The 21,216-nt window shown below is 33.3% G+C and carries 25 protein-coding genes; 3 read left to right on the top strand and 22 right to left on the bottom strand.

Features of this window, described 5'->3' with window-relative positions; translation table 11 throughout:
* Nucleotide 1 precedes the first annotated feature (1 nt).
* The 4 genes from pstA to QPK35_RS06895 form a co-directional block, all read right to left on the bottom strand.
* Complete coding sequence (pstA, locus tag QPK35_RS06880) at nucleotides 2–898, bottom strand: phosphate ABC transporter permease PstA (RefSeq protein WP_290033216.1); 897 nt, start codon at nucleotides 896–898, stop codon at nucleotides 2–4.
* Complete coding sequence (gene pstC / locus QPK35_RS06885; protein WP_290033217.1) at nucleotides 895–1,800, bottom strand: phosphate ABC transporter permease subunit PstC; 906 nt, start codon at nucleotides 1,798–1,800, stop codon at nucleotides 895–897. Before pstC ends, pstA begins: the two co-directional genes overlap by 4 nt.
* Nucleotides 1,801–1,811: 11 nt before the next feature.
* The gene (locus tag QPK35_RS06890) at nucleotides 1,812–2,675 is read right to left on the bottom strand and encodes a phosphate ABC transporter substrate-binding protein (protein ID WP_290033218.1); all 864 of its coding nucleotides are present in this window, start codon (nucleotides 2,673–2,675) and stop codon (nucleotides 1,812–1,814) included.
* Between the two features lie 236 nt (nucleotides 2,676–2,911).
* On the bottom strand, nucleotides 2,912–3,796 hold the full coding sequence (locus QPK35_RS06895; RefSeq protein WP_290033219.1) for a phosphate ABC transporter substrate-binding protein: 885 nt from the start codon (nucleotides 3,794–3,796) through the stop codon (nucleotides 2,912–2,914).
* Nucleotides 3,797–4,001: 205 nt separating this feature from the next.
* Between QPK35_RS06895 and QPK35_RS06900 the strand changes: the two genes are divergently transcribed.
* Nucleotides 4,002–4,781, top strand: a complete 780-nt coding sequence (locus tag QPK35_RS06900; protein ID WP_290033220.1) for a response regulator transcription factor — start codon at nucleotides 4,002–4,004, stop codon at nucleotides 4,779–4,781.
* Nucleotides 4,782–4,849: 68 nt separating this feature from the next.
* On the opposite strand, the gene hdhA is transcribed toward QPK35_RS06900, so the two are convergent.
* The 13 genes from hdhA to QPK35_RS06965 form a co-directional block, all read right to left on the bottom strand.
* Nucleotides 4,850–5,659, bottom strand: coding sequence for a 7alpha-hydroxysteroid dehydrogenase (gene hdhA / locus QPK35_RS06905; protein WP_290033221.1), 810 nt, complete (start codon nucleotides 5,657–5,659; stop codon nucleotides 4,850–4,852).
* Between the two features lie 21 nt (nucleotides 5,660–5,680).
* A complete protein-coding gene (locus QPK35_RS06910) occupies nucleotides 5,681–6,328 on the bottom strand; it encodes an HD domain-containing protein (protein WP_290033222.1) in 648 nt (215 codons plus the stop codon).
* Nucleotides 6,321–6,644, bottom strand: a complete 324-nt coding sequence (locus tag QPK35_RS06915) for a heavy metal-binding domain-containing protein (RefSeq protein WP_435302708.1) — start codon at nucleotides 6,642–6,644, stop codon at nucleotides 6,321–6,323. The genes QPK35_RS06910 and QPK35_RS06915 overlap by 8 nt, the downstream gene beginning before the upstream one ends.
* Before the next feature lie 662 nt (nucleotides 6,645–7,306).
* The gene (locus tag QPK35_RS06920) at nucleotides 7,307–8,023 is read right to left on the bottom strand and encodes an energy-coupling factor ABC transporter ATP-binding protein (RefSeq protein ID WP_290033223.1); all 717 of its coding nucleotides are present in this window, start codon (nucleotides 8,021–8,023) and stop codon (nucleotides 7,307–7,309) included.
* 21 nt (nucleotides 8,024–8,044) lie between these two features.
* Nucleotides 8,045–8,821, bottom strand: a complete 777-nt coding sequence (locus tag QPK35_RS06925) for an energy-coupling factor transporter transmembrane component T family protein (RefSeq protein WP_290033224.1) — start codon at nucleotides 8,819–8,821, stop codon at nucleotides 8,045–8,047.
* Nucleotides 8,822–8,831: 10 nt separating this feature from the next.
* The gene (gene cbiM / locus QPK35_RS06930; protein WP_290033225.1) at nucleotides 8,832–9,869 is read right to left on the bottom strand and encodes a cobalt transporter CbiM; all 1,038 of its coding nucleotides are present in this window, start codon (nucleotides 9,867–9,869) and stop codon (nucleotides 8,832–8,834) included.
* A gap of 21 nt (nucleotides 9,870–9,890) precedes the next feature.
* A complete protein-coding gene (locus QPK35_RS06935; protein WP_290033226.1) occupies nucleotides 9,891–10,730 on the bottom strand; it encodes an urease accessory protein UreD in 840 nt (279 codons plus the stop codon).
* A gap of 9 nt (nucleotides 10,731–10,739) precedes the next feature.
* A complete protein-coding gene (ureG, locus tag QPK35_RS06940) occupies nucleotides 10,740–11,357 on the bottom strand; it encodes an urease accessory protein UreG (RefSeq protein ID WP_290033227.1) in 618 nt (205 codons plus the stop codon).
* A gap of 17 nt (nucleotides 11,358–11,374) precedes the next feature.
* Nucleotides 11,375–12,103 carry an urease accessory protein UreF gene (locus tag QPK35_RS06945; RefSeq protein WP_290033228.1) on the bottom strand — a complete coding sequence of 243 codons (729 nt, stop codon included), beginning with the start codon at nucleotides 12,101–12,103 and terminating at the stop codon, nucleotides 11,375–11,377.
* A complete protein-coding gene (locus QPK35_RS06950; protein ID WP_290033229.1) occupies nucleotides 12,093–12,551 on the bottom strand; it encodes an urease accessory protein UreE in 459 nt (152 codons plus the stop codon). Before QPK35_RS06950 ends, QPK35_RS06945 begins: the two co-directional genes overlap by 11 nt.
* A 108-nt stretch (nucleotides 12,552–12,659) precedes the next feature.
* The gene (gene ureC / locus QPK35_RS06955) at nucleotides 12,660–14,381 is read right to left on the bottom strand and encodes an urease subunit alpha (RefSeq protein WP_290033230.1); all 1,722 of its coding nucleotides are present in this window, start codon (nucleotides 14,379–14,381) and stop codon (nucleotides 12,660–12,662) included.
* A 19-nt stretch (nucleotides 14,382–14,400) separates the two neighbouring features.
* A complete protein-coding gene (ureB, locus tag QPK35_RS06960) occupies nucleotides 14,401–14,790 on the bottom strand; it encodes an urease subunit beta (protein WP_290033231.1) in 390 nt (129 codons plus the stop codon).
* Between the two features lie 11 nt (nucleotides 14,791–14,801).
* Nucleotides 14,802–15,104, bottom strand: a complete 303-nt coding sequence (locus QPK35_RS06965; RefSeq protein WP_290034266.1) for an urease subunit gamma — start codon at nucleotides 15,102–15,104, stop codon at nucleotides 14,802–14,804.
* Between the two features lie 260 nt (nucleotides 15,105–15,364).
* On the opposite strand from QPK35_RS06965, the gene QPK35_RS06970 reads away from it, so the two are divergent.
* Both QPK35_RS06970 and QPK35_RS06975 read left to right on the top strand, forming a co-directional pair.
* A complete protein-coding gene (locus QPK35_RS06970; protein ID WP_290033232.1) occupies nucleotides 15,365–16,603 on the top strand; it encodes an ammonium transporter in 1,239 nt (412 codons plus the stop codon).
* Nucleotides 16,604–17,116, top strand: coding sequence for an AmiS/UreI family transporter (locus tag QPK35_RS06975; RefSeq protein ID WP_290033233.1), 513 nt, complete (start codon nucleotides 16,604–16,606; stop codon nucleotides 17,114–17,116).
* Between the two features lie 50 nt (nucleotides 17,117–17,166).
* Here the strand turns inward: QPK35_RS06975 and rpsR (QPK35_RS06980) are convergent, their stop codons facing one another.
* The 5 genes from rpsR (QPK35_RS06980) to rpsF form a co-directional block, all read right to left on the bottom strand.
* The gene (gene rpsR, locus QPK35_RS06980) at nucleotides 17,167–17,403 is read right to left on the bottom strand and encodes a 30S ribosomal protein S18 (protein ID WP_003701427.1); all 237 of its coding nucleotides are present in this window, start codon (nucleotides 17,401–17,403) and stop codon (nucleotides 17,167–17,169) included.
* 144 nt (nucleotides 17,404–17,547) lie between these two features.
* Nucleotides 17,548–19,599 (bottom strand): copper-translocating P-type ATPase, encoded by a 2,052-nt coding sequence (locus QPK35_RS06985; RefSeq protein WP_290034267.1) that lies wholly within the window; start codon nucleotides 19,597–19,599, stop codon nucleotides 17,548–17,550.
* 267 nt (nucleotides 19,600–19,866) lie between these two features.
* Complete coding sequence (gene rpsR, locus QPK35_RS06990; protein WP_003701427.1) at nucleotides 19,867–20,103, bottom strand: 30S ribosomal protein S18; 237 nt, start codon at nucleotides 20,101–20,103, stop codon at nucleotides 19,867–19,869.
* 20 nt (nucleotides 20,104–20,123) lie between these two features.
* Nucleotides 20,124–20,690, bottom strand: a complete 567-nt coding sequence (gene ssb / locus QPK35_RS06995; protein WP_290033236.1) for a single-stranded DNA-binding protein — start codon at nucleotides 20,688–20,690, stop codon at nucleotides 20,124–20,126.
* Nucleotides 20,691–20,713: 23 nt separating this feature from the next.
* Entirely contained in the window at nucleotides 20,714–21,004 is a 291-nt protein-coding gene (rpsF, locus tag QPK35_RS07000; RefSeq protein ID WP_290033237.1) for a 30S ribosomal protein S6, read from the bottom strand.
* Nucleotides 21,005–21,216 lie beyond the last annotated feature (212 nt).

Consider the following 21,216-nt stretch of genomic DNA (forward strand, 5'->3'; position numbering starts at 1 on the left):
ATTACCTATCCTTATCTGTAGCTGTTAATTTCCGATAAACGAGATTTCCAATCCAACGAGCACCAAAGTTGAAAATCAAGATTACAATAATCAACACTGCTGCTGAACCACTAGAAACTTGGTGGGCATCAGGTAAAATTGATTCTGTATTAACTTTCCAAATGTGAACCGCTAATGTTTCTGCTGGTCTGAAAATATTTAATGGACTTGTTTCTGAAAATGGATTCCAGTTAGCATAATTAATTACTGAGTTACTTTGTCCTGCTGTATAAATTAGGGCAGCAGCTTCACCGAAAATACGTCCAGCACTTAAAATAATTCCTGTAAGGATTTCTGGTAACGCACATGGGAAAACAATACCTGTAATTGTTTTCCATTTTGAAATTCCTAATGAGACTCCAGCTTCTCGTTGGTCACGTGAAACGGATCGAAATGCATCTTCAATACTACGAGTCAATAAAGGTAAATTGAAGAATGTTAATGTTATTGCCCCGGAAATAATTGAGAAACCAATTTGGAACTTAATTACAAACAATAAATAACCAAATAAACCAACAACAATTGAAGGTAAGGAGCTTAATAATTCGATAATTGTTCTTAAAAAGCTTGTAAACCAATTATCTTTTGCATATTCAGCTAGATAAATCCCTACTCCTAAAGCAATTGGAAAAGAAATTAATGTTGTTAAGATCAAAATATATACTGAGTTAAAAATTTGATCACGAATTCCTCCCCCAGCTTCAAATGATTCACTTACACTTGTTAAGAAGTGCCAAGACATATCAGGTAATCCTGTAACTAAAATATAGCCAATCAAGAAAACCAATAATAAAATTAATAGGCCTACAATGCCATAAATTACTTTTTTGGCAACCTTATCGCTTGTTTTAGGATTCATCGCTTAATTGCTCCTTTCCGTGTAATAAATCTAATCAAGAGGTTAAATGCTAGTGACATAATTAATAGGACTAATGCCAATGACCACAAAGCATTATTTGAAACTGTTCCTAAAACAGTATTACCCATTTGACTTGTTAATTGACTAGTTAATGTTGCAGTTGGTGTTCCTAAACCTTCTGGCATTAATACCGCATTTCCGATAACCATTTGTACCGCTAAGGCTTCACCAAAGGCACGTGTCATTCCAAAAATAATCGCTGTTAAAATTCCTGGCATTGCTGCTCGTAAGACAATCTTGTAAATTGATTGCCATTTAGTTGCACCTAAAGCTAAAGCAGCTTGACGATAACTAACGGGAATTGCTTTTAAACTATCTGCAGTTAAAGAAATTACTGTTGGTAAAATCATGACAAATAGTACTAATGTTCCGGCTAAAATCCCAAAACCAGTTCCACCAATTAATTTTCTAACGAGAGGAACTACAACCATTAATCCGATGTATCCATATACAACAGAAGGAATCCCTACAAGTAATTCAATAACAGCACGTAATGCTTTAGTTCCTTTTTTAGGAGCATATTCTGTCATAAAGATTGCTACTCCGATTGCAAAAGGTGTTGCTAATACCGCAGCTAAAATCGTTACTAAAAAAGAAGTAGTAATCATTGGTAAAGCACCAATTAACTTATGGCCTGGATCCCACTTAGTTCCAGTAAAGAATTGCGCAATACTCAAATGATTTTCTGTAAATGTTGCAATCCCTTTGCTTGTAATGAAGTATAAAATTGAAGCAATCAATACAACAATTAAACTTAAACAAGCGTAACATAAAATTTTCCCACGGCGATCTTCTGCCGTTTGTCGTGACTTAGATAAAAGTTTATTCTTTATTTCATCCATAACTCTACTCCTTACTTCTTAGAAATTACTTGCCCTTCTGGGGTCTTTTCAACTTGCATATCGTGAATACTAATGTACTTCATTTCTTTAACTAAACTATTTTGAACCTTATCAGATAACATAAATTCTAAGAACTTCTTAGTTTCACCTGTTGGTTTTCCTTTAGTATACATATGTTCATATGACCAAATTTTCCATTTGTTAGTTTCTACATTTTCACTAGTTGGTTTTACACCATCAATACTTAATGATTTAATTCCCTGACTTCTTAAATATGAAAAAGAAATATAGCTGATTGCACCAGGGGTATTTGATACAATTTGTTGAACTGTTCCATTAGATTCTTGTTCTTGGGCACTCATTGGTTCTGCACCCTTCATTACATCATTTTCAAACGTTAATCGTGTCCCACTACCCTTAGAACGATTAATTACAACAATTGGTTGATTTTTGCCACCAAGTTGTTTCCAGTTTGTAATTTTTCCTGTAAAAATATCACGTAATTGTTCCATTGAAATATTTTTTACAGTTACTCCTTGGTTTACAATTGGTGCAATCCCTGCAACTGCAACTTTATGGTCAACTAATTGATTTGCTTTAATCCCACTTTGCTGACTTGCAAATACATCTGAATCACCAATTTGAACTGCGCCTTCTTGAACTTGACTTAATCCAGTTCCTGATCCGCCACCTTGAACTGTGATATTTCCCTCATGTTTGCTGTCAAATTCATCAGCAGCTTTTTCAACTAATGGTTGTAATGCTGTTGAACCCACAATTGTTATTTTTTTATCATTATTTTGATTTCCGCATCCACTAATAAGACCAGCAGCTAAACTTAACATTGTAACTACTGCAATCATCTTCTTTTTCATAGCGAATCTCCTTCTACACTATTCTTTACAAATAACAGATTACTAAAAACATGTAAATTTCTAGTTTGTTAATTGTAAAGCGAGTGTAAAAAAATTAGCTATTGTAAATTTTATGTAAAGATAAGTAAAAGGATTTTTAATTGCAGTCGCCATAAACTTCCGATTAATGCCGAATTTCTTGCATATAACAAGAAAGGCTGGACTTACGTCACAACCTTATTTCAGTCATTTCTTAATTAATTTTTAGAAATTACCGTTCCATCTTTTTCTTTTTGAACCTTCATATCATGAATACTAATGTACTTCATTTGCTTAACAAGTTTATTCTGTACAGACTTACTTGTCATATATTTCAAGAAGGCCTTTGTTTCACCAGTTGGTTGTCCTTTTGTATACATGTGTTCATATGACCAGATTTTCCACTTATTAGTTTCTACATTTTCATCAGTTGGCTTTACACCGTCAATACTTAATGCTTTAATTCCATCTTCATTTAAATATGAAAATGCAATATAGCTAATTGCTCCCGGTGTTTTAGTAACAATTTTTTGTACTGTTCCATTTGAGTCTTGTTCTTGAGCACTCATTGCCTTTTGTCCATTTAAAACTGCCTCCTCAAAGGTTGTTCTCGTTCCGCTTCCTTTTGCACGGTTAACCACAACAATCTTTTGATCTTTTCCTCCAACCTGTTTCCAGTTTGTAATTTTTCCTGTAAAGATATCGCGTAATTGATCCATTGTTAGATTGTTAACTGCAACATTTTTATTAACGATTGGAGCCATTCCAACAACTGCAACTTTATGATCAACTAATTTACTACTATCTATCCCCTTCTGTTGGCTAGCAAATACATCTGAATCACCAATTTGAACCGCACCTTCTTGTACTTGGCTTAATCCTGTTCCTGATCCACCACCTTGAACAGTAATGTCGCCACCTTTTTCACTAGTATATTGGGTAGCAGCCTTTTCAACTAAAGGTTGTAGTGCTGTTGAACCTACAATCGTAATTTTCTCTCCCTGTTTAGCATTACTTTGACTTTTCTGATTACCACATCCTACCAGTAAGCCTGCAGCGACACCAAACAACGTAACAAGTGTAAATAGCTTTTTCTTTTTCATATTTAAACCCTCTTTCTTTATATTTCTAGAATACAAATGTTACGTAAAGTTCCATTTAATTAGCTGTAAATCCTATGTAAAATTATATTTTTATGTAAAATATAGATAAATTTCTTATCATTTTTGTATATTTCCGAAACTAGTTCGTTATTTCATTTATAATGTATAATGTATATGATATTAGATTTTTGGAGGAAGAACGGTTATGGAGGATCGTTTAATCTTAGTTACAAAAGATATTTCATTATTTATGAAACTTAATACATACTGTAATGATCATGGTTGGATGGTTTATAATACTACCGATCCAAATGAAGTATTAGACTTTACTCAACATAAACATGTCGCTGGGATAATTTGGGATCTCAATATTTCTAATAAAAATGAAACTTTAAAGCTAATCCAAAAAATTCGTCTCAACTTTGACAAACCTATAATTACGTTAACCTCCAAAAAAGAACTTGATTATGAAATGAAACTTTTTGCACTTCATATTGATGACTACATTGTTGAACCATATGAATATGAAGAAATTATCGTACGTATGCAACAATTACTTTGGAGTCGTACTTTAGCCACATCTAAAGCAATTCCTGAGTTGGTAGAACATGAAGATTTGGATTTTACAGATTTGGAATCTGAATCTAAAGAAGAAACAGCAGCTCATCATATAACACATCATAAGCACTTTAAATTTGACGATCTTTTAATTGATATTGATCATTATCGTGTTCTAAAAGATGATGTTGATTTAGGACTTACTCCTAAGGAATTTAAACTCTTACAATTTTTGATTAAACATGAAGGTCAAGTTCTTTCTCGTGATCAATTACTTCAAGGAGTTTGGCATTATGATGAAGTTGGTACCTCTAGAATTGTAGATATTCATGTTAGTCATCTTCGAGATAAAATCGAACCTAATCCTGACCATCCTAAGTACATTAAAACAGTACGTGGGTTTGGTTATGTTTTTGAACATAAATAAAGAGGCTCAATAATTTTAGCCTCTTTTTTTATAAAAAAAGGAGACTATAAATATAGTCTCCTTAATCATTAGCTTTCTTGAATGTTATTATTAACTACATCACCATAAATTGGTGTTGGTAATCCAAATCCTCCAGCAACTGGAATCAATTCTCCTGTAATGTACCGAGATTTATCACTTGCTAAAAATACAACTAAATTAGCAATATCTTCTGGTTTAACAATTTCATTTAATGGTACATTCTTTAAGAATCCATCTAAAAAGCTCTTTGACATGTTTTGTAATGCACCATCAGTTCCAACAAAACCTGGTAAAATCGCATTAGCTCTAATTTTATTACGCGCATATTCAACTGCTGTTTGTTGTGTTAGTGAGTTAATTGCTGCTTTAGAAACCCCATAAGCTAAACGACTAATATCAGGAGTTGTTCCTGCAATAGAAGAAATATTAATAATATTTCCCCCATTTTCTTGTGTTCTCATTGCTTTAACTGCATATTTAGAAGTGTAGTATACACTTGCAATATTTTTATTTACAATATCAAAAAAGACTTCGCTATCTCCATCAGCTAATGTTGTATCCTTTTGAATATCAGTTGTTCCAAAATTATTTACTAAAATATCTAAATGACCAGCTTCTTCAACGACCTTTTCAATCATTGGTTCATATGTATCAAAATCAAAAGCATTATAAATTACACTGCGGAATTTATCGTTCTCAGCATGTAGTTCTGCTGTCAAATTACGATTTTTTTCGCTATCACGTACTGCCATATAAACAATTGCACCATTTTCAACTAATTCTTTAGTAATAGCTAAACCAATTCCTCGACTAGCTGCCGTTACAAGTGCAACTTTTCCATTTAATTCTTCTGTCACTATTTTTACCTCCAATAATCATTATTCTTGAACTTCTGTAAAAAATTCAGTTAAAAATTGTTTCATAAATTCTGTTCGTTCATGAGCAATCTTTAAACCAATTTCAGTATTCATTTTATTTTCAAGTTTTAATAGCTTTTCGTAAAAATGATTAATAGTTGTTCCTTGATACTGATGATATTCATTAGCTGACTTAAAATCGTGTGGCTTCTCATCACTATAAATCAACCTATGATGGTAGCCTCCATACGCAAATGCCCTAGCGATACCAATCGCACCTAATGCATCCAATCTATCTGCATCCTGTACATATTTTCCCTCAATTGATAACAAATGCGCTTGTTCTATATTTTTAGAATAAGACATGTTCTCAATCGTATCAAATACATTTTCGCGATCTTCTTTTGATAATAATTCAATTGTTTTTAACTGCTTTATCTCATTTAAACGTTCTTCAACTTGAGAAGTAAGTTTTTCATCAATTAAATCATGTAAATAACACATTATATGAATCAGTTTAATTCCATGATAATCTGTTGGATGTTCTTTTCGATACATCATTACCGCTAATTTATCAACTCGCTGTAAATGCAAAAAATCATGCCCTGTTGGATCATCTGCTAAATAATTCTTGGCCAATGTAATAATATCATCTATATCATTAGTCAATAAATTTCACCGCCGTTCCATATGCAACGACTGATTGCATATCTCCCCCAATAGATCCTGAATCGAAACGCATCATTACTACAGCATCAGCACCTTGTTCTCGTGCTTCATTTTTTAATCTAGTAATAGCTTTATTTCGAGCTTCATGAATCATTTCAGTATAAGCTTTGATTTCGCCACCAACAACATTTTTTAAACTTGCCCCTATATTTTTAAAAAGATTTTTTGATTGCGTTGTTACCCCAAAAACTTCTCCAATCACTTCATATTGATGTCCTGGAATATTTTCCGTTGTTACTACAATAATATCTTTCATAATATATTCCTCCTTAAATATTTTTCGATTATAGTTCATAGTTAGTTTAAAATGCAAACTTTTTAACTTGCTAAATTTAATATAACATTGACAATGTTAATTTATTTGCAATGGGTATACCAAATTAAAAACTCCTATTTCATAATAACCTCATTAACCAAGAAGTGAAAGTATGAAAAACTAACTAATTTTTAATTGAATCGTATTAAAAATTGGTGCATTTATTATTTTACACTAGTTAAATATCAAAAATCATCCTCTTATAATTTAATTTTTAGATAAAAAAAACTCCGCAGAAAACTGCGAAGAAAAAAGGAGTATATTTTATGAAATCTCAAAGGGGAAGCTTGAGTTTCATGATTTGTAATCAACTACTTTTCAGGGGAGAAAAAGTAATGAAAATGTTTCGGCCTTTTCTATCAGGCTATATTCATAATTTACAATTAAATTGTGAATTTTCTGTGAATTTTGATGCTAAAAAAGCGCTTATTTGTTTAAAAAAGTGTTAAGATTGCGATTTAACCAATTATTTGGGTATATCAATTTATTATTATTAGTATTTTTATGATTGATTTTCAAATATTTTCATTTCCCAATTTAATCATTATTTTCAAAAATTTCAATATAGTAAAAGAACCATGAAATTATTCATGGTTCTATATTTAATATTTTTCAACTTGTTCAATTAAATCAGGACTTTCCTGTAATTCATCTTGCGTTTTATGTTGTGCTGTACCATCTTTAAAAATTAAATAATCAGATGCTAACTCTTTAATTTGTTGATAATAATGCGTGATCAAAATAATCGTTTTGCCAATCTGATTTAATTGCTTAAAGATATGAAGCATTTTTTGCCGATTATCATTAGTTAAACCAATTAATGGTTCATCAAGAAGAATCACTTGAGGATTCAAAGCAAGGACACTTGCTAAAGCAACCATCCTTTTTTCGCCTCCTGATAAATGATAAGGAACATTATCTTTTAAATGTTCTAAATTAAAAAGACGTAAACAATCATTTACTCTTTCATCAACTTCTTCTTGTGATAAATTCATTTGCTTAGGGCCAAACGCAATTTCATCATATACCGTTGAGTTAAATAACTGAATATCTACATTCTGAAATAAAATCCCAACTTGTTGATGATATTTTTTCTTTGTTATAGGCTTATCTAGCCATTTTCTAAGATTCATTCCCTTATAACTGATTTCTCCATGTTGAGGCACTAAAAAGCCCTCTAACATTTGTAAAAAAGTTGTCTTTCCGCTTCCATTCGGTCCCATTAAACACAAAAAATCGCCTTCATTAATGGTAAACGAAATATCATGAAAAACTACTTTTTTACCATAATTAAACCCTAAGTCTTTGATTTCAAACATATATCTTTATCCTTTACTTTTTTACATTACAATAACGATTATCAAAATTACTAATTCACATCCCATTAGTAAATAATCGTTTATATTTAATTTGTGCACCATATATTCATACTTTCCAGTAAATGCACGTGCCTCTAAGGCATTGTAAAGCTCTTTACCAAACTTTACCATCTCTAAATATAAATTACCAAATATAACCCCTAAAATTTTATGCTGATTTTTATTTGATCCAACTGAACGTGCTTCAATAGCCCTCAACATTTGCAATAAAAAATTTCCTAAAACATGCAGATGTTTTATAAAAATATCTACTTGAAAAATAATAAAGTCTGGTACATGTAACTGCTTCAATGCTGTTAAAAAATCATATATTGGAGTTGTAGTTGCATATGTAATCAATGTAACAAATACTAAAAACATTTTTAAAATAAAAAACCAACTACCATTTCCCATAATAAATGCAGGAATATATAAAACTAAATTTAAAAGTAATAAAGCAGAACATCGTTTTATAATTTTTAAAATAACCACACTAGATTGTCTTAGTAAAAGAACACCTTCATACAAGCCTACTAGCCAAATAACTAATGGATTATAGCTGTAACATAGAATAAAAGAAACTAAGATCACATTAGTCAAATATACTATCGGATGAAACCGATGTGCTTGAATAACTTTGCTCTCTACTTGAAGCTTAGCTAACAAATTTGAAATAATCTGATTATTTTTAAACAGGCTTTCTTTTTTTATATTAGGTTGATAGTCTGTCTTTTCCATCATCCAATCTGATAATCGCAATTTACTCACCTTATTCTCTGATATCTTTATGAATAATTGCTTGGATTATTTTGGCAATTAATAGAAATATAATTATTGCACTTGCTGCGCATAATATATATCCCAAAGCAAGGCTTACCCCATGTGACATTCCTGGAATCGCATAACCGTCAAAAATAGCATGATATCCATTATTATGTGTAAAGGCTTTTGGCATAACAGCTGGTAAATTATACTTTCTTAATTGAGTCATAATATCTGTGCCATCCCATTCTCCCCATGCAGGTTCTGATGCAATCAATCCTAATGGACACAATAATAATGCAACTATAATTATTGGCAAAAGTGCTTTACTCCATTTTCTCTCACTCTTTACGTTACTTGCTTTAACATAATCTTCAGAATGATAAATCGTTTGCGGAGCAACCTTCTTTATATAAGCATAAACAGCAAGGGTAATTCCGCCTTCAACCAATCCAATAATTAAGTGAACTCCTACCATTGCGGGAATTGTAATTTTTAATGGATAAGGACAATAAAGTGGTTGTCCAACAGAGTTTTTAAATAATATTGGTTGTATTCCTAATTCAATCGCACATGTTAAGGAGGCAGCAATTATCCCCAAATATCCTCCAGCAAATGCTCCTATCTTATCTCCAAATTTTCTAAATATCTTCTTACAAATTAGGAAAATGCCATAACCTACAAAAGGCATGATAAAAGCCATATTAAAGGCATTTGCCCCAATACATAAAATACCACCGTCTCCAAATAAAAACGCTTGTACAACTAATGCTAACGTTACTGCCAGACACGCACTATACGGCCCTAATAAAATAGCTAATAAAACTGCCCCTACTCCATGAGCGGTTGTTCCACCTGGAACAGGAATATTAAACATCATTATTAAAAATACTAATGAAGCTCCAATTCCTAGCTGTACTAGATTTTCTTTTTTCTCTTCAATTTGAACTTTCACTTTTTTAGCTGAAACATACCATACTGGTGCCATTGCTGCGATCATTGTTGCACACGTTGCGGGACTAAGATAATTCTCAGGAATATGCATTAGTTTTCTCCTTTCTAAGAATTATGCTCGAATTGCTGCATCTTTACGTAATTTCAATTCTGGTGAATTGAAAAGTTTTTGACGTAAATAATTTGTGGCTTCAAAAATTTTTTGGCGATTAACATCAATATTCTCACCTAAAATTCGCATCACTAATCCAGGTCCTTCCAATTTTGAAATCCCTAAATTACACTTTTTATCCTTAACGATTTGTTTTTGCATTTCATTTACAAAAGCCTCATCGATTTGTTCATTTACTGCAATCAAGCTACTATAATTTCGATATTTATCATATAATCCTAAATCTGACAAATCAAATGCACTCGGATCTAAAATCATATTATCGCCATACATTAGTTTTCCATCATAGTATAATTGAGTATCCATATGAACATAATCATAACGAAAATCAGCACCATCAGGAGACCATCCTGCAGTAATTCCATCAGTGTAAATTAAACTTGCTCCTTTAGCTACTTTAATTGAACTAACTTGCTCATAGTTTGAATGTTTATATGGGATTACATTATCTGGTAAGTATTCTAAAATACTATCCTGATCTAATTGAATTTCAAAAAATTGTTTACTGATTCTCCCATCTTCGCATTTAAAAATATATGTAGGAGCTTGTGTTGACAAAATTGCACGACTATTTTCTCCTAAATGAATTTTAGTTAAATAACGTTCTCCTTGGGTTATTCCCCCACCCATCGTTATTAAAAAATAACATAAGGTATCTTCATTATTTAAATTCATACGCGCTGAAATTTTTGATTGCCCACTAAAAATATATTTATCAACAATTGAGCGCTGATTTAAATTTTTAACTGAAAATTCAGTATAACCATCATATTTTTCCATTAAAATCACCTATTTTACATCAACTAATAAGCAATTACGTTCAATCCAATTTTCGACTTGCTTAACATTTTCGCCTTTTCTAAGATCTGTAAAAATAAAACTATCATCATCACGAAACTTTTCAGTATCTGACTTCATTCGTTTTAAATCAGCGCCAACATATGGTGCTAAATCTGTTTTATTAATGATAAACAAATCACTCTTGATCATTCCTTGTCCTGCTTTTCGTGGAATTTTTTCGCCTTCTGGAACTCCAATGATATAAATTGAAAAATCAACTAAATCTGGACTAAAGGTTGCAGCTAAGTTATCACCACCACTTTCAACAAAAATCAAATCCAAGTTAGGATTTCTTTTTTCTAGTTCATCAATTGCGGCTAAATTCATTGATGCATCTTCTCGAATTGCAGTATGAGGACAGCCACCTGTTTCAATCCCCATAATCATATCGTCTGGTAATACAGAATGTTCCTTCATATATTCCTCATCAACTTTAGTATAGATATCATTTGTAATTACTGCGATTTGATATTTTTTTGATAAATCCTTTGTAATGTCTTCTAATAATGTTGTTTTACCTGACCCTACTGGACCTCCAACACCAATAATAACTGGTTTTGTCATCATATTTCTTCCTTTCTGAATTAAGACATAAATAGTCTGAAAATCGTTGTTTCATGATTGATCTGTGCTAGTTCAATTCCAGGAACATTTGCTCCTAACAGATTTTCATCCATTGTGAAAATTTCCTGACATACAGTCAAAACATCTGAAAAAATATCATGCATAATTTTTTGACCTGCTTTTTGTCCTAATGGAATTGCCCGCACTGCATTTTGAATCATTGTTGTAACAATACTGTAGCCATAGTAACTGACACTTTCGATTTCATCTAAATCTTCATATGTCATAAACATGGCAAAAACAATTGCTGGATTACCAAATGATTCTTCTTTTTTTATTCTTTCTTGATATTCTCGAATTAATTTAATCATTGGGGAATCATCTTTCCCGTATATTTTTAAAATTAAAATAATCATTTGCTCAGCAATTAATCTGGCACCTTTACGTGTTTCAATAGCTGCACTTGATTTAGTAATTTTTTGATCGTATTGCCAAATTTTTTCAATATCGTTTTGTTTTAATGCTTCCATAGTTAATCTAACAAGAAGCCCTTCACCCCATTTAAATTGAGTTTTCAAGAAGGTCTCCATCCATTTTTTAAAACTATCGTTGTCTTTTATTTTATTCTCACGTAAATATGTTTCCATTCCATATGAGTGATTAAAAGTTCCAATTGGAAACGTTGAATCACAAATCTGAAAAACTTCTAACATTTTGCGTATATGTTGGTATATTTCTTTATTCTTCATAACTTAAATCCGCATAACTCAATGGTTCATTGAGTGTCATTTCCTTTATGTCATAATTAATATGATTGTGTACTAATATTTTCTCTACAACGGGATCTCGTTCTAATATAATTTGTCCATTTTCAATTTTTACTGGTTTATGTGTATTACCTAATAAATGTGCAATTCTTCCCATTTGATCAATTCCATCTGGAGTAATTACAATCATTTCTTGAGACATAGTATGAATCATAACAATATTATGCCCGTCGTTTTTTAAAATATCCCCATCATGTAAAGGTAGAATATCTCGATTCACACGAATTCCATATTCATTTCCATGATCAGATTTCACCCGCTGAATTGCTTTTTTTAAAGCTTCTGGTTTTAAAATTATCGTTTCAATATGATAATTTTCAATATTATGCAAGTCATGAATGTTTCCTTGAACATCGTCAAAAATTTCCATGAAATTGCCCCCCTTTATTTGAGTTTTGTTTCAAGACTCGAATTCATAAAACTCAAGTCCTGAAACAAAACTATGTCGACTGATAAGACGACATAGTTTCGACATTTTTTAGTAGAGATAGTAACGTTGTGCTAATGAAATATGATCATTAGGTTCACATGTTATTTCTTTTCCATCAATTGTAACGGTAAATTTTTGTGGATCGATTGCAATTGTCTTTGGTGTGTAAGCATTAAGTTTCATATCACGTTTTGTTAAATCACGTGTATTATGAACTGGTAAAACAATTCTGTCTAAACCTAAATCTTTCTTAATGCCATGTTCATATGCATATGTTGAAACAAATGTCATATGAGTTGAACTTAATGATTTTCCTGTTGCACCAAATAACTTAGTCATCTTCTTTGGTTCTGGTGTTGGTAGACTTGAACCACCATCACCCATATTGCCATAGCTAACAACTCCATTCTTGAAAATAGCTTGTGGCTTTGTACCAAAGAATTTAGGATCCCATAGTACTAAGTCGGCATATTTACCAACTTCAATTGATCCAATATAATCTGCAACCCCATTTGTAATAGCTGGATTAATTGTATATTTAGCTACATAGCGCTTAATACGGTTATTATCATCATATTCTGAATCGCCATCTAGTGGTCCTCTTTGTCGTTTCATTTTATCTGCAACTTGCCATGAACGCATTGCAACTTCACCAACACGTCCCATTGCCATTGCATCGGCTGACATCATACTAATTGCTCCCATATCTTGTAAAACATCTTCAGCAGCAATTGTTTGTTTACGTACACGTGATTCAGCAAATGCAACATCTTCTGGAACATTTGGATCTAGACTGTGGCAAACCATTGTCATATCAAATAGTTCTGCTACTTCATTCTTTGTATATGGATTAGTTGGTGTTGTAGATGAAGGAAGAACGTTCTTTTGACCACAGACAACCATGATATCAGGAGCGTGGCCACCACCAGCACCTTCTGTATGGTATGAATGGATTGTTCTTCCTTTAATAGCATTTAATGTATTTTCAACGAAGCCACCTTCGTTTAATGAGTCAGTATGAACGGCCAATTGAACATCATATTCGTCTGCTGCGCTTAATGCATGGTCAATTGTTGAAGCTGTTGCTCCCCAGTCTTCATGAACTTTAATTCCACAAGCACCTGCTTGGATTTGCTCTGCTGTCGTTTCAGGTGTTACTCCACTTCCCTTAGCGTAGCAACCAACATTAACTGGAAGAGTTTCAAATGCTTGTAACATATTTCCCAGGTTATATGCACCAGGTGCACATGTTGCTGAACAAGTTCCATTTGCTGGACCAGTTCCACCGCCAAATAAAGTAGTGATTCCATTATCTAATGCCATTTCGGCAATTTCTGGTGTAATGTAGTGACAGTGTGTATCAATCCCACCAGCAGTTACGATCATCCCGTCACCGTTATAGGCTTCTGTACTTGCACCTACAATAAAGTCGATATCATCCATTGTATCAGGATTACCACCCTTTCCAATTGCGATGATTTTTCCATCACGCATTCCGATATCAGCTTTATAAATGCCAGTGTAATCAATGATTACTACATTACTTAAAATCATGTCAGCAACTTCTAAATCTGTTTTACGTAAGGCAGTTCCACTAACTCCCATACCATCACGTAAAACTTTACCACCGCCAAATTTACTTTCTTGACCATATACTGTATAGTCTTTTTCAATTTTGGCATATAGATCTGTATCACCTAAACGAATACTATCGCCAGTTGTTGGTCCAAACATTTGTGAGTATGTTTTTCGGTCCATTTCAAAACTCATTATATTAACCTCCTTCTACTTATTTATTTTCTTTTGCTAATTCTTGGTTTTGTTCACGTTCTGCTGTAATTGTTTCAGGGTCTCCTGCTGGAGCTTTAGCACCATCCAAGAAACCGTCGACTTTATCATTGAATCCAAAGATGCGACGTTTGCCACCAAAATCAACTAAATTTACTTCTTTTACATCGCCCGCTTCAAAACGGACAGCTGTTCCTGCTGGGATATCTAGTCTTTTTCCCCAAGCTTTATCTCTATCAAAATCTAAAGCTGAATTAGCTTCATAAAAATGAAAATGTGATCCAACTTGAACAGCTCTATCACCTGTATTTTTTACTTTTAAAGTAATTGCGGGGTAACCTGCATTACATTTAATTTTTTCTTTCTTTAGAATAAATTCTCCTGGAATCATTTTTTTCACCCCTATTGAATTGGATTATGAAGAGTAATTAATTTTGTCCCATCAGTAAATGTAGCTTCCACTTGAATCATTGGAATCATTTCAGGAACACCCTCCATTACATCTTCACGTGTTAGAACTTTACTACCTAAATCGACAACTTCTTTCATCGATTTACCATCTCTAGCAGCTTCAATTACAGTATTCGTGATTAAAGCTACACTTTCAGGATGATTAAGTTTCACGCCTCGATCTTTACGTTGTTGTGCAACCATTCCTGCAATTGTAATTGTCATTTTTTCAAGTTCACGAGTAGTTAATTGCATTTTTACACCTTCTTTGAATTTTTTATCAAACACTTAACCTCATGACATTTATTTTTTTATCATATCCGTCATAAAGTTTAAATAACTAACTGTTTAACGCAAAGATAATTAGCTTTTATGTATAATTATTTGATTTTACATGGCAGATTCTCAAAAATGATAGGTGTTGTTATTAGGTATTTAAACTTTTTATTACTTAATATGTAGTAATTGAAATTTGTTTGCATTATATTTGCAAATCAATTTAGGAGGATTTTTTTATGACACATATTTTAAATATTGGTAGTAGTATGGGAAATGTAACTTATATGTTCCTATCTACAATTCTTGTTTTTGTTATGACACCAGGTCTTGCATTCTTTTATGGTGGACTTGTTCAAAAAAAGAATTCACTTACAATGATGCTTCAAACCTTTATTGCCATCGGAGTTGTCGGTTTACTTTGGATCTTTGGTGGTTTTAGCCTTGTCTTTGGTAAAGATATTGGTGGTTTTATTGGTAATCCTGCTCAATTTTTTGCATTTCATAATCTATTATTTGATATCAATCATAACTATGGAGCTTATATTCCATTCATTCTATTTTTCATGTATCAATTAATGTTTGCTATTATTACATTACCTTTAATGACAGGGGCTGCTGCAGATCGTCTAACAATTGGCGGTTGGATTAAATTTTTAATTTGTTGGATGATTCTTGCTTACTTCCCAGTTGCTCATTGGATTTGGGGCGGCGGTTTCCTTGAAAAGATGGGATTTGTTGATTTTGCTGGTGGAACTGTTATTCACGTCGCAGCAGCTTTCAGTGGTCTTGCTGCAATCTTATATCTTGGCAAACGAATCGAACACAATAAAGCAAAACAAAAACCATCAAATATGGGACTTGTAGGTATTGGTGCTGCATTACTTCTTTTTGGTTGGTTTGGTTTCAATGCCGGCGGAACTTTAAATGCAAGTGACAAAGCAGCAATTATCATTACTAATACTGCAGTCGCTTCAATTGCTGCAATGATTTTATGGACGATTATTGCTTATTTTCACGATGGTCACAAATTCTCATTTACAGAACCTTTAGTCGGTGCAGTTGCCGGCTTAGCTACTATTACACCTGCTTCTGGTTATGTTAAACCATTAGGTGCTTTAATTATTGGATTTCTAGCAGCAATTGTTTGCTTCTTCTTTGTTCAATTTGCAAATAAAATGGGCTGGGATGATGCTCTTGATGTTTGGGGAGTCCATGGAATGGGCGGTTTACTTGGAACAATCGCAATTGGTTGTTTTGCAAGTCCTTTAATTAATGGCATTCAAGCTGGTTGGCACCAATTTTGGATTCAATTATTTGGTGTACTTTTAGTTGCTATTTATGATATGGTAATCACTTTCATTATCTTATACATCCTTGACCATATTACTAATATTCGAACAACTAGAGAACAACAAATCAAAGGTTTAGATCAGACCTTATTAAATCAAACATACGATGGTAAGGAGGACGACTAAATGCTTGGCGTTATATTATTATATGTTGGTATGGTTTTAATGAGTAATGGTTTTTATCGACTTGAAGGTATTAAGGATAAATCAATTGCAGTAATGAATATTTTTACAGGAAGTCTAGGATTAATCCTTAATATTATTGCTATTGGATATGGTGCTTGTGTAGGTAAAAATCCTGAATGGTTTTACGCTTGTGCAACGGGATTGCTTTTTGCTTTTACATATCTTTACATAGCTATTAATTCAATTTTTCATTTAGACCAAAGACTTTATGGTTGGTACTCACTCTTTGTTGCTATTAACACAATTCCAGCTGGCATTCTCTGTTTCCATAATTATGGTGGTAATCCACTATATGGCATAATCTGGTGGGCTTGGGGAATTTTATGGTTAACTGGATTTATTGAAAATAACCTTCATAAAAATCTCGGAAAATTTGTCGGATACTTAGGAGTCCTTGAAGGAATTTTCACTGCTTGGATTCCTGGTTTTCTCATGTTAGTAGGATTATGGTAAATGAATAATAAAAAAGACTATGGATTAAATCCATAGTCTTTTTTTGTTTATTAATCTTCAGCAACGAATGGTAACAAGCCCATAATACGAGCACGCTTAATAGCTACTGTAAGCTTACGTTGGTTCTTAGCACTTGTACCTGTTACACGACGAGGTAAGATTTTACCACGTTCTGAAATAAAACGACGTAATAAATCTGTATCTTTGTAGTCGATGTATTCGATATGGTTAGCTGCGATGTAGTCTACCTTACGACGGCGGCGACCACCACGACGTTGTTGTGCCATGTGATTTCCCTCCTCAATTATTAGAATGGCAAATCATCATCTGAAATATCAATTTGTTGTCCATATTTACAATTAAATTGTGAATTTTAGCTTTCGAAAAACGTATTTCTTATTAAGATTATATTAAGAACGAGTTTTCATAAATTATTTCAAGGTCATTGCATTCAAAGCCACAATAATTGTTGAACATGACATTACAATTGCCCCAACCACTGGACTTAAAATAAATCCAAATGGCGCCAAAATTCCTGCGGCTAATGGTAATACAATAATGTTATATCCTGCTCCCCACCAAAGATTTTCAGTCATTTTCAAAGTTGTCTTACGAGCAATTTTCAAAAATTTCAATACATCAGTTGGATGACTCTTAACTAAAACGATATCAGCTGAATTAATTGCCACATCTGTTCCTGAACCGATTGCCACACCTATATCTGCACGTGTCAAACTTGGAGCATCATTGATTCCATCACCAATCATCATCACTTTTCCTTTTTGTTGGTATTCACGAACAATTTTTTCCTTGTCTTCAGGCATTAATTCTGCCCGTACTTCCGTAATTCCTAATTCATGGGCAACTGCTTGAGCGGCTTTTTCATTATCACCTGTAAGCATTACTGGTGTAATTCCTTGACGTTTCAATTCAGCCACAAATTGTTTAGAATCAGATTTTACTGTGTCTGCTTGAGCTACATACCCTAATACTTTGCCATTACCAACCAAGTAACTAACTGTGCTTGCGACAGGTAAATCTGAAAGTGCAGGAACTGCTAAACCTTCTTTTTTCAATCCATTAGCTGAAACCAAACTGTATTCCTGGCCATTAATTTTTCCTTGCAATCCAATTCCAGTTATTTGCTCAACATCAACAGCTGCTTTAACTTCAAGTTGACTAGCCTTAGTAGCATCCATAATCCCAACTGCCAATGGATGACTAGAATTCATTTCCAAATCAGCCATCATTTGCAACACTTGATCATCACTTACAGTATTATCTAAAGATTTTACTTGTTGTACTTTAAAATTACCTTCTGTTAATGTTCCTGTCTTGTCCATCAAAGCATACTTAAGTTCTTTTACCTGTTCCATTGCATTTCGATTGTGAACTAATAATCCTTGCCGAGCAGCAATTGCGGTACTGCGTGCAACAACCAATGGAATCGCTAATCCTAATGCGTGCGGACATGCAACAACTAATGTAGCTACGGCAACAGACAATGCATATGATAAGCCACGTAAATGCAACCAAACTACAAAGGCAATTAATGCAATCGTTACTGCGGCGTAGAATAATGTTCCAGCCACTTTATCCGCCATATTTTCTTGCTCTGACTTAGTTGCCTTCGCATCGCTAATTAACTTCATTACCTGTGCCAAATAACCGCTTTCGCCTGTTCCAGTAACTTTAATTGTTAAGGTTCCATTGCCATTAGTTGAGCCACCAACGACTTTATCCCCTTTCTTTTTAGCAACTGCACGGGCTTCACCAGTAACCATTGATTCATTAGCAGTTGAATTTCCGTCAATAACAATCCCATCAGCAGGCATCTTTTCTCCGGCCAATACTTGTAATAAGTCACCTTCTTTGATCTTTTTTAAAGATAAATCATGAACCTCACCATTAACGAGCTTGTGGGCTTTTTTAGGCAGTAATTTTACCAAAGAATCAAGTGAAGAACTCGCTTTCATTTCCACACTCATTTCAATTCGGTGACCCAGTAACATAATTACTACCAAACTTGAAAGCTCCCAGAAAAAACTCATCACATGATCGTTACCAAAAAGCTGCTGTTGAATCACTGAATAAATACTATAAACATATGCTACCGTAATCCCCATCGTAATTAACGTCATCATTGCCGGCTTACGATTAGCTAATTCGCTTTTAGCTCCACTGAAAAATGGTGAGCCACCATAGAAAAAGATGATGGTTCCTAAAATGGATACTACCCATGCTGAACCAGGAAAAGTGATTTCAAATGGTAAGTGCATTCCCATAAATGGGGTCATTAAAATAATCGGAATCGTTAAAATCAATGATACCCAGAATTTGCGTTTCATATTCCCCATATGCATCATGCGGCCGTTTCCCATGTCCATGTTATTCATATTGCAATGATCCATAATCTCATGATGGCCCATGTGCATGTCATGATTCATCTCATGATGCATATGCTGCATTTCATCATGTTTCATTTGTTTTTTATCCATTAAAAAAAACTCCTCAATCTCATATTTAACCTAAGTATATGTTTAATGTTTACAATTGTAAACGAAAAATAATTGCGATTTTATTTGACTTAAAATTAGGTCCATAGTTTATCATTAGCCACGAAAGAAGTGATCATGAAATTAGTATTGAATTTTCAGCTAGTCAACTAAGAGGGAAAATAACCATCAAATTCAACAAAAGACCCCTGTCGGAGAACCGATAGGGGTCTTTTCCAGCTTTTAAGCTAATTATTAGTCTTCAGCAACGAATGGTAACAAGCCCATGATACGAGCACGCTTAATAGCTACTGTAAGCTTACGTTGGTTCTTAGCACTTGTACCTGTTACACGACGAGGTAAGATTTTACCACGTTCTGAAATAAAACGACGTAATAAATCTGTATCTTTGTAGTCGATGTATTCGATATGGTTAGCTGCGATGTAGTCTACCTTACGACGGCGGCGACCACCACGACGTTGTTGTGCCATGTGATTTCCCTCCTCAATTATTAGAATGGCAAATCATCATCTGAAATATCAATTTGTTGTCCATTATCTGCAAATGGGTCATCATTATTGTCAGAAGTATTTGAATTGTTACTTCCAAGGTTACCAGTCTGAACATTTCCATTAAATGTATTACCCTGGTTACCACCATTTGGATTACCGTATGGATTGCTATCAAATGATGAATTATTGTTATTCATTGAAGAGCCGCCTTGATTAGGATGTTCACGGCGGTATTGTTCTGATTGTGCCTTAGTTTCCAATAATGAAAAGTTATCTACAATAACTTCTGTTACGTATACACGGATTCCCTGTTGATTTTCATAAGAACGTGTTTGTAACCGTCCTTCAACAGCAACCATTGAACCTTTATGAGTGAAGTTAGCAAAGTTTTCAGCAGCTTTACGCCAAATAACGCAATTGATGAAATCTGCTTCACGTTCACCATTTTGATTTGTAAACTGCCGTTCAATTGCAAGGGTAAAAGTTGCAACTGCAACGCCAGATTGAGTGTATCGTAAATCAGGATCCTTAGTTAAGCGACCTACAAGAACTACTCTATTAATCAAGGTCAAGCCCTCCTTCTATTATTTTAGTCTTCACGTTTTACGATCATGTGGCGTAAAATACCATCATTGATCTTTGAAAGACGATCAAATTCGTTAATTGCATCAGCATTTTCTGCTTCAACGTTTACAATGTGGTACATACCTTCTGTGTAACCGTTAATTTCATATGCAAAACGACGCTTTGACCAGTCTTTTGAATCAATAATCTTAGCACCATCATTCTTCAAAATGTTATCGAATTTTTCAACTAATTCATTCTTAGCTGCTTCATCAAGTGAAGGGTTGATGATGTATGTGATTTCATAATGTGTCATAGTGTTTGCACCTCCTTATGGACTTTTGGTTCTTTTAATTATCTAAAAGAACAAGGTATTACAAGGTAAAATTATAGCATTTATATTTTTATTTTGCAATAAGGATCCTGATTTACCCTACACTTTATATATTCGCAATTTATTCCTTTTTTTTAAAAAAATTTTCAATAAAAAAAACATTCCAGCATTTAACTGGAATGTTAACTGTATCA

The sequence above is a fragment of the Ligilactobacillus cholophilus genome, from assembly GCF_030389495.1.
Lineage (GTDB): Bacteria > Bacillota > Bacilli > Lactobacillales > Lactobacillaceae > Ligilactobacillus > Ligilactobacillus cholophilus.